This window comes from Chlamydia poikilotherma, from assembly GCF_900239975.1.
Classification (GTDB): domain Bacteria; phylum Chlamydiota; class Chlamydiia; order Chlamydiales; family Chlamydiaceae; genus Chlamydia; species Chlamydia poikilotherma.
Genome location: NZ_LS992154.1, coordinates 288,768 through 302,670, shown reverse-complemented (window position 1 = coordinate 302,670; position 13,903 = coordinate 288,768). Strand labels below are relative to the sequence as shown.

The following is a 13,903-nucleotide window of genomic DNA, read 5'->3' as shown; positions in this document are numbered from 1 at the left end:
GGGTTGAGGCATGCCTCTTTCTTTAAGATCTTCTTCTTTTTGCTTTTTGGCTTGCTTATGCAGCTCGGTGTGGGTTTCTGCCCAAACCATAAATCAAGCTAAGCTTACGCCTCCTTTGTATAATATAGGAGAAGCTTTCCACCTGACTTCGAATTGTTTCATTGAAGATGTCTACGGAGCTAAGTTCCCCTCATCTTTCTTAGGATCGAGTACAAACTTCACCATATTCGGAAGAAATCGTTCATTAACATTTGCGCAATGTCACGCTCCTTTAATAGATAATGCATCGTTAATCTCAGCTACAGAAGCACTGACATTAACAAATCTGTCTAAGCTTGTTCTTAATGAAAACGTCTCTACAGGAAAGAATGGTCTTATCTCAGGAAAAAAGATCTTAGTTACTTCCTCAAGATCTGTAGTAGTTACAAACAACCGAACTCCCTATACTCCTGTAGTTACAGAAATTACCGGTCCCAATCCTTCAACTACGGTAAATTGCTTTTGCGGTTCTGCGATTCATACAGAAACAAGCTTAGATATTACGAAAATTCGTGATAATATTACCTTTCATAGCAACTCTGGCAACTTCGGAGCAGCTCTCCTTAATAAAACAGATGCTACCTGTAATATCGAGAACAACTCTGCAGCAATCTCTTTCTCTCAAAACTTTGCTGCTTGTGGTGGAGGAGCTATTTATGATGGAGAAATCACCTTTAAGAACAACTCAGGACCGATTACCCTATCAGGAAACACTGCAGCAAATGGGTTGCTAACAAAAACACCTACAAATCCTGCTACAATTATAGCTGCGGGTTGTGGAGGTGCGATTTGCGCACCAACAAAGTCTGTGACATTTGCTAATAATACTGGTGAGTGCAACATAAATTATAACCTTGCTGAAAACGATGGTGGGGCAATTTATGCAACTACATGTGATCTTACAACTAGTTCTCCTACATATTTAAATAAAAATGCTGCCAAGAGAAATGGTGGAGCTATTTGTGCAAAAGCTCTTACTATAACTTCCAAAGGTCCTATGGTGTTCTTCAACAACAGAGCACAAAAAGGCGGAGCTATTTATGTTGCTTCTACTGTTGGTGAAACTAACAATCCTCCTGCCTCAACTTTAAGCTTAACAGCAAGTGCTGGAGACATGGTTTTTATCGGCAATATGCTTGATAATCGCCCAGGAACACGTAATGCTATCGAAGTTGAAGGAGATGGTAAAATCACCTCTCTCAATGCTACGGGATTATCTAATATTATCTTCCATGACCCTATCACAAATAAAGGTCCTACAATTACAAATCCCACAACTTTAGACACGATTAAAATCAATTCCCCAGGGCTTTCTGGAACAGTAAAATTCACATCAGAGACCCTCACCGTATCAGAGAAATTAAATCCTGATAACTCTACAACTTCTTTGTTTGGCAAGGTTATTATTGAAGATGGTCAGCTGGTTGTCACCAATGACGCTACCGTCAATGTTCTTGGCTTGACTGCAACCGAAGGAAGGTTAACTTTAGGTTCTGGAGCCTCTGTTAGTTTGCTTACAACTACAGCTGGTCAGCCTACTACCGATAATTTCACTATTGGGAAGCTAGGATTTGATGCGAAGTCATATTTAAACCCAAATTATTCTACTGCTTCAGTAATCACACCTACCGGGAAAACAATTACATTATCCGGTTCTTTAGATATTGTTTCTGAGGATGAAGAAGATCTCTATGATAATCCTCTACTATTAGCCTCCCTATCTATTCCCTTAGTTACTTTTACAAGTAATGGAAATGCTGCTCCGACAACAACTAATTTCACAGCCGGGAATATCGAAATTCCTCAACATTACGGCTATCAAGGGGTATGGTCATCTACATGGACAATACCATTATTAGCTCCTACACCTAATGGCGGCATTCCTTCTGGAACAAATAACCGCACTCTCTATGTTATATGGAGACCAGATCCCGCCTACCGTGCTCCCTACGTTTTAGATCCTGAACGTCGTGGAGAACTTGTATCCAATACCCTATGGACTTCCTTCTTAGCAACGCAAGCATTCTCAGAAGCTTTAAAAGAAACTTTCCTTTCTGAACAAGAAGGTGTTCTGATTTCTGCAAAAGCTATCGGTAGCTATGTCCGTCATCCTTCACAAAAGACACATGATGGATTTAAAGGAAGATACGGAGGTTATCAAGCCTCTATTGGTATCCATTATCCTGATGATGCTTCTGTAGGCCTAGCTTTTGGTCAGCTTTATGGACAAGTAAAGAGCAAACCTTACGATGCACAAAGTACAGAACAAATCAGTTTAGTCGCTTTGTTTGGAAAATTCCTCGTTGCTACAGAAAATAATGCAACGAGCATCTCGTGGGAAGCGTCATATGGTTACACAGTAAACCATATGAAAACAAATTACCTAAACTCCATCACTCAAAGAACTCGAAAATCTAAAGGACGTTGGCATAACAATACGTACCATGCTTCCATATCTGTAGAACATCCGTTCTTAACATGGTGCACACTTACACGTAGAGTTGCTCATGATCTTGAGCTTTCAGGATTTATATCCGCAGAGTTTATGGGTGGTTGGCAAAATGCATTTTCCGAAAAAGGTGCGCTACCACGTAGTTTTTCTAGAGGCCGTGGGCACAACATCACCCTACCTATAGGATTTACTTCCGAATGGTACACACCATTCAAAAAGGCACCTTCAACTCTCACATTGAAACTTGCCTATAAACCTGATGTCTATAGAGTAAACCCTCATAACGTAATTACCATCTTAGCAAACCGCGAGAGCATTCCTATAAAGGGAGCACAAATCCCCCGTAATGGATTCTACCTACAAATGCATGACAGTGTAGAACTCTCTCAGCATGCAACAGGATTCTTAGATTACGTATTTGATTCAAAAAGATCCTACGCAAGCCATCGTATAACGACAGGATTGCAAGGAAAATTTTAAACACCTATCGAGAGAAATTTTCTTTGCCCTAGGGGAATTTCTCTCTCTTTTTTCTTCTACATTCTGCAACTATCTAAAAGCAGACAACACCTGAGAATTTTAAGAAATGCGAAGCTTGCTATAGGAAAGTGTTCTCTATCCTAAATGAAAAAAAACATGGAATCTCAGAAATCTCTTATGAAGTAAAAGTTAATACTTTCTAAACTCTCATAATAACATAGAGATCCTCTTCATAAAACAGACAATAAAAACATTTGTTTAGAAAGAATAAAATATAATCTATGTATTCCCAAAATGTTTGATTATCTGTAGATTGTTTAGAGTACATCCCCCATCCCGATTACACGACACTCTAAATACTACGGGGATTATGTTCGCAATCTACATAAGCCCCGAGAGAATGATATGGGATCTAAATTAACGAAATACTTAACGTCTGTAAGTTTGGCTCTTGCACTGTTTAACAATGCATATGCTGATGATGCAACTCAAATCTCTACAAATCCAACAACTAAAGAAAGTGAAATAAAGACAGATCGCAAAGGTGATTTCGTAGCGAATATCTTTTGGCAATCTACCTATGCTGCGACATCTGGAATGAACGCATCTAGATTATCTTTAGAATCTCTAAGTGATACATCTTTTTATTTTGATATTGAAGGTGGTGCTTTAGGTCTCTGTCTTTATCAACAAGATATGGCAGAAAAAGTAGGATTCCATATGGACGGCAAGGGATATTACACAGGAATCTCTTTTGGCTCTCCTTCTCTTTACAAAATTGGTTTTAAGTTTGCTACGCAACATACCAACGCTAATGCTAATATTGGTCATAACGAAGTAGCATCAGATTATTTATCCTTAGGGAGTTACTGGGAAATCCATTGCTTTAAAGGGAAATTCATTATTTCAGGAAATTACCTCTATACCCACGGTCTGCACGAGTTAAACTATACTCACCGCGAACTTTTAGGAGCTTGCTACGGCTCATTCGAAAGTCAGACAGTAGGTAGCGCGCTATCCTTTTACTTCCCTTTAAAAGCTAGAACAAATGATCGTCTGACTATCATTCCATTTTTCCGCTATCAAGCCTTTATCTCAAAACAAGATAGCTTCACAGAAGACGGTGCTCGTGTACGTACTTTCGTAACGCCTGATGATCTTGTTGACGTCAGCCTACCTTTTGGATTGCACAATAAATTAGCCTTCCATGGATGCTGCCCATCCATCTGGGAATTAGAAGTTGCTTATAAACCAACACTCCTACGCAAAACACCTTTAGTAGGTTCCGTATTAGTAGCAGACAATGGCTCCTGGATTTCTTCACCCACAGATGTGAATTATCATGCCTTTTCTATAAATCTTAAAAACGAAACACGATTATTCAAACATCTACATATAAACTTTGATTATCAATGCGATATCTCCTCATCTACATGTAGTCATTACATACTAGGTGGAGGAAAACTCTCTTTCTAAAACTACTAAAAATAAAGTTTAGGAAGCTCTCAATCTCCTAATGTATTTTTAATCAAAAATACACGACCTCAGAAAGTTTGTTTTATAAAAAACAAACTTTCTTCATTTATAGAATACTATTACAGAACTTTCTATTTAGACAGCTCCGGGGGAGCGATTTCTACAAACTCTTGTGAGTTTGCTCGCAATACTGGGGAAATTACATTTAAAGGGAATCTATCTGGAAAAGGTGGGGCGATTTTTTCTACAACGTCCACAAGTATCATAGATAATCATGCGTCTATTACCTTTTCTAATAATTCTTCTTGTAACGGCACAGCCAGCGGTCCAGGAAATGGCGGAGCTATTAACAGCTCAACTATTACCATCGAAAAGAATAAACAATCTTTGATATTTGATGGAAATTCTGCAGCTCATGCCGGGGGAGCTCTATCCTGTCAAAACTTAACTATCCAAGATAATGGGCCTACTTATTTTTTCAATAATACTGCTTGTTGGGGAGGGGCATTTTATGGACAAACAGCAAACGGTTCTACCCTGCTATCAGCAGATAATGGTGATATAATTTTCAATAATAATATCACGATAGCTAGAGATGGCCCTTCTCGATCAGCCATGTTTTTCTCTAGTAATCACACGTTATCGTTAGGCGCCACGAGTAATCAACGTATATGCTTTTTCGATACAATAGATACTAGCAATGTGACCTCGTTTACTATTAATCCTGAAGCTAAACACACGGGAGCGGTAGTATTTTCAGCAGCTCACGTTCAACCAAATTTAACTACAAATCTAAAAAGTATTCAAACTAGCTATAATAATGAGCTCAGAATCAAACATGGTATCATCTCTGTCGAAAATGGTGCGCAGTTATCAGCATATAAAATCACCTCCGAAGCTAATACATATCTTTGCTTAGGCAATAGTGCCGTCGTTAAAACTCAACAGAAAAGTAATTCAATAAAAGACAGTAATTTACAAATAAAAAATATAGGAATTCTCCTCACAGAAGTTCTACAACCTAAAGCTATTTCTCCTATGCTCTGGATTTATCCGGAGGGAGGAGGAGCAGGTGGATATTCTCCGAACTCTGATGCAAAGATTTCAGTATCAGGCTCTCTAACTTTATGGAATGAATGGTATTGTGATCCTTACGATAGCATAGATCTTTCTCAACCTATTGACGGCATTCCTCTCCTACATTTTTCTGAACCAGAAAATAATTCAATAACAATTGATGATTTCGATATTCAATCGATAAATTCTCATCAACATTACGGTCATCAAGGAATTTGGACTCCGTATTGGAAAGAGATCAAAACGCCATCTATCACGACATCAGCAGATACAACAAATTCAAAACATCGGTACCTCTATGCTAATTGGCTGCCCACAGGTTACATAGTAAATCCGCAACATCGAGGAGATCTCGTAGCCAATACCCTTCGGCAAACAGCCTATAAAGCAACTGCTTTTTACCCTTCCCTGATAGATAACGCTACTCCATCCTTTTATCTACAAGGTCAGGGATTAGGAATGCATACACACCAAAAAGATAAAAATGCAATTTTAGGATTTTCTTCTAGGTCTTTAGGATATAGTGGAAAATGTCTTCTTTCATCAAAAACCAACCATAAGTTCTTGCTCACATTCTCACAAGTGATTGGAAAAATGAAAGAACACACGTCAACAAATAAAATTAGCTCTCATAACTACCTAGTAAACTTATCTTTGCAAATACCCTGGTTTAATGAACACCTTATAACTACAGCCTCTTTAGGCTATTGTTATGGGGATCATCATATGCAAAGTTTTTATACACAAAATAAGAAATCTGAAACACAATTTGAAGATCATGCCCTAAGCGCACGTATAAGTTGTTATCTTTATGAAAAACTTTCTCTTTTGAATCACTACTTTACACCATATATTCAATTAAGTGGTGTACGTGCAGAACAAACTAAAATCAATGAAACTGGAGATTTCCCTAGGAAATTCTCTAACGAGCATCCCCTGATTGATGTAACTCTACCTATAGGAATTCAGACCTCTTGGGCACCTAAAACCCATCTACCAAGCTTCTGGGAAATCCAACTTGCCTATCAGCCTTCAATCTATAGACAAAATCCGAAAATCCTTACCACACTACTAGCAAGTAACGGATCTTGGATATCTTCAGGATCTTCAGTAACACCACATAGCTTACATGCTGAAGTAAGAAACTCGATCTATCTATTTCACAATATAGTTGCCTTCTTGAACTACCAACTAGATCTATCTTCATCTACGACGTCTCACTATATAAATGCCGGAAGTAGAGTGGTGTTTTGATAAATTATGAACTTGAGAAAACTCACTATGAAACATAAGTTTATTAACAATCTTATTCTCTCAACATCGTGGTTGGCTTATTTTTATAATATAGATGCTAGAGAAGTGGTTTTTCCTTTCCCAACGCCCTCTATGGAATCCCTCTACATCCCCAAATCTATAGAGTTACTACTGCAGAGAACAAACTTAAATGGAGAGACACGTTCTACTCATTCATTAACATTACAAAATTATGAAGAGATCTTTTCTATTTCCCAGCTCTCTAATGATTCAGAGGGAGCGTGCTTAAAATTTAATAAACTCTATATTCAAGATACTCAAGGTCCCATTATCCTAATTGGCAATATAACACCACGTTCAGGAGGTGGAATCTATACTAGCAACAATTTAGAGATTACGAATAGTAATCGGTTTATTATTTTCTCAAATAATTTAGCGCGTAGCACAGCAATTGCAGTCCGTTCAAATTATGGCGGTGCTATAAGCTCAAGATATCTGGACATTAAAAATAATAGAGCACCTATTTATTTCCTTAGAAATTCCTCTGTTTCAAGTGGCGGCGCTATCATGGCGGGGAAGACGTTCAATTTATCCGATAACACATCCTCCTGTGTTTTTTTCGATAATGTAGCCATATCAGATACGAGTCTAGGAGGAGCCTTACGACTAGAACAATTCAACTGTATGAACAACTTAGGCGATACAGTATTTGTCAATAATCAATCTGGAAGCGGTGGTGCCATCTCCGCCATTTATGACTGTCTGTTCTCAGGGAATCTAGGAAATATTATCTTTAAAAATAATTTAGCCATTTGCACAACAAATGATAATGAATTTTCTGGTGGCGCTATCGCAGCAAGGAATATCATTTTAGAAAATAACAAAGGAATAACCTCTTTTCATAATAATTCTTCCGCGGTCCATGGTGGAGCTTGCAGATGCGTTAAATTTATTATTCGCAACAACAATGATGTCTATTTTACAAATAACTCTTGTCAATTGGGAGGAGCTATAATCGTTCTAGGTAGTGGCTGTGGCATCGAACTATCTGCAGATAAAGGAAATATTATTTTCAATAATAACTTATCCATGTCCTCAGCAAATAAAATCCGCAGGAATGCTATATACATAGGAAGTAGTAACGCTGCTTCTATTCAATTTGGAGCTAAATTAGGACATCATATCCTTTTTTATGATCCTATTGAACATGAATTAGATACATCCAATAACATGATCATCAATCCTAACAGTGAGGATCTAGGCTGTGTTATATTTTCAGGCGCTACAGTTAACGATAATCTTAAAACAGAGGATAACTTATTTTCAAAATGCAAAAACACTATAGAGCTTAAAAACGGTGTTCTAGCAATTGAAAATGACGCAGGAATTGCTACTTATAAATTTATACAAACTGGAGGACTTGTTTGTTTAGGAACAGGAGGTACGCTAACGACAAGAGAAAACGTTAGCAATAATAAAGCTGCTGATCTGAAATTAAATAATCTCGGATTAATCCTTCCTCAACTACTTTCAAGTAAAGCAAAAGCAGCAAAATTATGGATTTATCCATCCAAAACTACGCAAAATGCTGTTGATTCTTTTCAAGAAAACATAGAAGCATCAATCAGTGTTTCCGGCGATCTAATACTAGCTAACGAAGAAGGACATAGTCCATATGATGATGCGGATCTTTCCAGTGCTATTACACGAATACCCCCTCTTGTATCTTCGCGATAATGCAACGAAGAAAATCAATATCGATTCTCTAGATATTCATGCTATCAATCAAAAAGCTCATTATGGCCATCAAGGAATATGGTCTCCCTACTGGGAAGAATACACAACAACAGCCAATTCTGCCTCAGCAGAGACAGCAAATACTTCCCACCATATACTCTATGCAGATTGGACACCTACTGGCTATATTCCTAACCCTAAATACAGCACTCCTCTCATCGCTAACGCTCTTTGGGGATCTGTATACACCACACTCTCAGGAATGCGTACTTTCCCTTCTCCAATAGCTAATCCTAATTATTTTGAACTCAGCGGTCAAGGATTGCTCATGGCTGTTCGCCAACGCAATCGCTTAGGTGTGCGTGGATTCCATATGGAATCCGCAGGCTATGCAGCAAACTCCTCTGCTGCAACTGAAATAAATCATAAGATTTCTTTCTCATTTTCCCAGCAAATGTCTCACATTAAAGAGCATGCCACATCTAATAAAGTCTCGTCAAAAAACTACTTCGGAGGCATGCAATTGCGTCTGCCTTGGTTCGACGATTCTGTAATTACAACAGCATCCCTAGCCTACAATTATGGAGATCATACAGCGAAGCACTTCTATACAGAAGATAATAAAGCCTCCGACGGCTATTTCTATAGCCACACATTCGGAGCCTGTCTGAATTTCACGCTAGATCTCAACCCAATTAATAACGCATTTTCTGTAGCACCATTCCTAGAAGCTCTAGCCTTCAGAGCCACACTCTCAAGCTTTATAGAACAGGGAAAGTTTCCACGGAAATTCTCGGTAAATAGACCTTTAGAAACTATCACATTGCCTATGGGAATGCTCATGCAATGGACACGTAATGTACACTTACCAACAATCTGGCAAATACAACTTGCTTACCACCCTGTCGTCTATAGACACTACCCAAAAGTATTGACAACACTCATGGCAAGTAGTGGAACTTGGCCCTCATCAGGAACACCAATCACACGCCATGCTTTCGCTTATAAAATAGAAAATGAAACTAGGATCTTATCTCATCTAAAAATTTTCTTAAACTATCAAGGAGAATTTTCCTCTTCCACCTTCTCTAATTACCTAAAAGCAGGAAGCGCGTTAACCTTTTAAAAGAAGTAGGGCTATAAAAAGATTTTATAGCCTTTTACCAACATACCTTAATGTCTTACTACTTATCCTTACGTCGATTTTTAAAATCTCTTACCCTAGCTTGCACTTGTTTCATCATTTGCATCATTCTACTGCCACTTCCATAAGGAGTCCCTGGGGGTGTGTCCAAAGGAGTAAGAGGAGGCGAAGGACGGTTGTTAGTAGTGTTATTAGGATCATAAGTTCGTCGTCCCCCAGGTAAAGGAGGTAAAGGACGATGCCATAGAGGTTCCTCAAGTAGCTGATCGATTTGTTGTGCAAAAGAGGCCGCGCCTACACCATTTCCAAATCCTGGAGTCACTCCAAGATTAGGTCTGACTTGATTATCTGGAACTATATAGCCATGATTATTATTATTAAAATTTCTTGGCACATCATAGAGATTCTCCCCAGCTCCTCTTCTTAAAGATCTCGGGGTATCATACCCATTAACCGATTGTGGCGTATCATAAATATTCTCTTCATTATTACCAGGTTCGATAAACGTTCTATCTTGAAAACTTGGAACATCATAAATGTTTCCTTCGTCTTTACGATCACTCCATCTTGGTTGATCATATATAGTTCCCATAGTTTCATAATTTGGATCATTGTCGGGCAAAACAGGACGCATATCTTCATAGAGAGGTTCATTTTCATATGAGAACCAGCCAGCACCGATTACTTCGTATGGCACCTCTCTGCTATTACTGTCTCGAGATTGCACAACCTCATGTCCATACTTACCGCTAACAGCGCTAATATAAACAACATCAGGTACTCCATCCACCCAAGCTTGCACCACGGTGGCAGGAATTGTAAGAGCGCCCGGCTCATAGGGATCGCTTGAATCGGTGTGTTTTTGAATAAATCTTTTGACTTCTTCAACGTACGCATCATTGTCTTGAGGGAGGAAACTATAATAACCTCTCCTACGAACGCAACAGCGCTTTACAAGCTCACCAAGAGATTGAAGACCTTTTTTTACTAAACGCGCTAGAGCTACTAAGTTAACTTTAATAATGGTAAGTATATTGACAATCCCCTGATACAACTTCTGAAGAGCAGTTTTAATACGCTCTCTTAATGTAGGTGTTGCGCTTTCGGATATTCCGGCATCAAATTGTAAACGCAGTTTATTAGCTTCGTCTAAAACTTTTTTTGCCTCAGGACTGATATCTCCTAAAATACTATCGGCATCCTCTCCCCTTCCTACAGCATCTAAAAGCTCTTCTTCAAATACATGGGATAGATCTGTATCCATATCTAAAAATATACCCTCTCCAACCTGATCGTCATATTTTTTAGAAGAAAACGTCGATGTAGTCGATGTAATAGAGTTATCTATCAGATTGTACCTATCTGTGAGTGAAGTAGCTCCGCTACTTAACATAGTATTAACATGAGTTTGATACGCATCCCGGTACGTTGTGAATTCCTTCCTCTCTTTTTTATTGTCCGTTTCTGCAATCATCTGATCATATATTCTGACCATATTGACTAACTCACCAAGAGTCATACCGGTCATCCCCTCGACAGGCGCTTCCTGTTTCCTAGTGGTAAAATCCCACCAACCACGAACACGAGCTGCCAATCCACCACCAAAACCAGATCTCCCTGAGGATGTAGAAGCTTTGGAGCTATCTGTACTAATATCTACTAGACTATCTACAGGAACTTCGCCAGTATCAACACCAGTGACATCTGTATCCCCAGTATCTATATCTTCTGTTGTGTCTGCAGCGTCTGTTGAAAAACTCTTGTTTTGAACACCTTGAGTTTGCCAATGTGCTTGCATTGCTCGAGCTTCAGGAAGACGCACTCCATGTTTTTGATATCCTGGAATGCTAGGTGAGGAAATGTCGATAGGTTTTTGAGGTTCTTTACTCTTTCCCCCACCTGTAAATACTCCCTTAACCGCTGACCATACGCGAGAAAAGACTCCAGGTTTTGATTTTCCTTCTGAAGGAGAAATAGATGCTTTCCGCATCTCATCTACCTCCTTAGGGGTAAGCACTTGAAAACCCTCCATCAATAGCCCTGTAACTTTTCCTTTTATTGAACTGTCACTACTCGAACTACTTGAGTCAGAGTTATCATCACCTCCTCCATAAACTATATCATGGCCTCCGAAGCTGACTGGTTTAGATTTTTCGTTGTTATCATCACCTTGAGGAGGGATTCTTCCTGGCCCACCGCCGCCACCTCCAATTCCGCTAACCCCAGCCATACTCGTGCCTCTTTTATATTAAATCTAAAAAATTACATTATTATAATTTAATTTTATCAACTTTTTTAGAATTAACAAAACAAAGACAATATATTTATTTTTAAACAATAATAAATATAGAAGGATTACCTATTTACAATAGGAAAAGGAAATGATCTGGTGTATTTTAATGCAACCCACAGACAAACAATAGCTTAGTCTTCAAAAGCATCGGCAAACACGTCGTCATCTCCAACCTCAATACCAAAATCATCAAAGTTCGCATCAACAACAAGATCTTCTGTGGAGATTTGTAATTTTCCAGAAATGTCATTTAGATAGGTTCTTCGTGAACGTAAACGCTCTCTTAACATAACTAACTGATCATAGAGCCATGCCGTAAGCTTTTTTAAGTACATAGTCGCTCCAATAGTAACTAATGTAGAGCCTATCGCCAATACTCCGGCAATAATTGGAGCTAACACAGGAATGAGAGTAAGAAGCATAACTCCGACTCCAGCGGCAATAAAAATCCCCGCAACGATAACGCTATTAACACCACGACCTTTTTCAAAATCTGCGATTTCTTCACGAATCGCACGATCAGTTTCAAGAATCGTATCTTTGCCAACATGTAACCAAGCTTTATCAATACCTGCTTTAGGAAGATCTGAAGCATTTATTATGCGCTTTGCAAATTTTGCTTTTGCCCTGGCCTCTTTCCAACGCATTTTAGCAATGCTTAATCGGGACTTACATTGAAATACATTGTAAACCAAACCTGAAGAAGCCATGGGCAAAACTGTAGAAGCAACCGAAGAACCTACAGCAGCAATAAGAAGTACTTGCAATGCAGGTAATCCCGCAAATCCTGCAGCAACGACAGCAGCTAATCCTGCAAGCACAAGCAATACAGATAAGGCGAAGATCACCTTTTGTCTGGGAGTTAGAGATAACCGTTTATCAATTTCCTCAGCGGTGATTCTCCTATTTTCGAAAATCTCTTCAGGATTCTCAACAAGAGTAGTCTTCTCCTCTTTTTCTAGCTCTTTCCTAGAGATCTGTTCTAAAGGCTCTTCAACAAGCTCTTTTACGGCAAGATCCTCATTACGAATGTTTTTTAACCCTGTATCAGTAAAAAGCATCTGACCTTTTTGTCCTTCTAAAAAGTTCTTCCACTTCCCAATGCTGCTATGCAATAACGTCTGAAGAATTAATCCTATTCCTATAGAAACAAAAGGAGGAGCAAGAACAATCAATGCCGTAGCAGGTGCTCCCCCTAAAAGAACAGTACCCACAATAGCAATAGCTACACCTAAAATTACAAAACCGGTACCTACCACTACAAGACTTAAGCTAATGCGATGTAGTTTCTTTGCCTCTTGCATAATCTCTATACGTGATAAAGGTTCTCCAGAAGCAGCTTTTTCAGAGCGGAAAAACTTTACATATATGTAATGCGTAATACTTGCGAATCCAGACTGGCTACCCTTAGAATACGCAGCCCCCCCTAAATTCCCAACGACGCCTCCATACCCTCCAGGAACGAAACTCGCACCTACTTTCATAGCTAATCCCAATCCAGTAAACCCAAGCCCTATACCTGCAGCACTTTTTAACCTCTGCTTCTCCGACATTTTAGGAGCAAAAAGATCTCGAACCTTATTAACAACGTTTTTCATAACTGCGAAGCCACCTAGAGACACCCCAGATAAAGCTAACGCTAATACAATACCTTGAGGAACTCCAGGAGCTAAACATGTCAAAGCTACAACAACGATAACCATAGCTAAGGCAAATACCATTAATCCCGCTAGCAACCCTACAGAATGAGCAAACCTCCTCTTATCCATAGCTGTATCTTCAATACGCATAGGACGCTGTAGGTGTCCATCTACCGTATTACCCTGAGATACTTGAGGGGAAGCTCCCGCTCTTGCAATCCCGGAACGTCTAGGATCATCGCCTGGAATTCTAGAAACTGACATAAATTAAAAAACAAAAAATAAAATTTGTTATTAATTAATTATAATCA

The 13,903-nt window shown here is 39.0% G+C and carries 5 protein-coding genes and 1 pseudogene; 4 read left to right on the top strand and 2 right to left on the bottom strand.

Annotation, left to right across the window (positions count from 1 at the left end):
* Window positions 1–10: 10 nt before the first annotated feature.
* The 4 genes and pseudogenes from C10C_RS01435 to C10C_RS05305 all read left to right on the top strand — a co-directional run bounded on the left by C10C_RS01435 (window position 11) and on the right by C10C_RS05305 (window position 9,641).
* Window positions 11–2,971 (top strand): polymorphic outer membrane protein middle domain-containing protein, encoded by a 2,961-nt coding sequence (locus C10C_RS01435; RefSeq protein ID WP_117274026.1) that lies wholly within the window; start codon window positions 11–13, stop codon window positions 2,969–2,971.
* A 405-nt stretch (window positions 2,972–3,376) separates the two neighbouring features.
* Window positions 3,377–4,447: an autotransporter outer membrane beta-barrel domain-containing protein gene (locus C10C_RS01430; protein WP_117274025.1), complete on the top strand. Its 1,071-nt coding sequence runs from the start codon at window positions 3,377–3,379 to the stop codon at window positions 4,445–4,447.
* 198 nt (window positions 4,448–4,645) lie between these two features.
* Window positions 4,646–6,778, top strand: a complete 2,133-nt coding sequence (locus tag C10C_RS01420) for a polymorphic outer membrane protein middle domain-containing protein (protein WP_420808136.1) — start codon at window positions 4,646–4,648, stop codon at window positions 6,776–6,778.
* 27 nt (window positions 6,779–6,805) lie between these two features.
* Window positions 6,806–9,641 (top strand): annotated as a pseudogene (locus tag C10C_RS05305) (polymorphic outer membrane protein middle domain-containing protein).
* Window positions 9,642–9,699: 58 nt separating this feature from the next.
* Here the strand turns inward: C10C_RS05305 and C10C_RS01405 are convergent.
* Both C10C_RS01405 and C10C_RS01400 read right to left on the bottom strand, forming a co-directional pair.
* Window positions 9,700–11,889 (bottom strand): hypothetical protein, encoded by a 2,190-nt coding sequence (locus C10C_RS01405; protein ID WP_117274015.1) that lies wholly within the window; start codon window positions 11,887–11,889, stop codon window positions 9,700–9,702.
* Window positions 11,890–12,083: 194 nt separating this feature from the next.
* Window positions 12,084–13,856, bottom strand: coding sequence for a hypothetical protein (locus tag C10C_RS01400; protein ID WP_117274012.1), 1,773 nt, complete (start codon window positions 13,854–13,856; stop codon window positions 12,084–12,086).
* Between the last annotated feature and the right edge of the window lie 47 nt (window positions 13,857–13,903).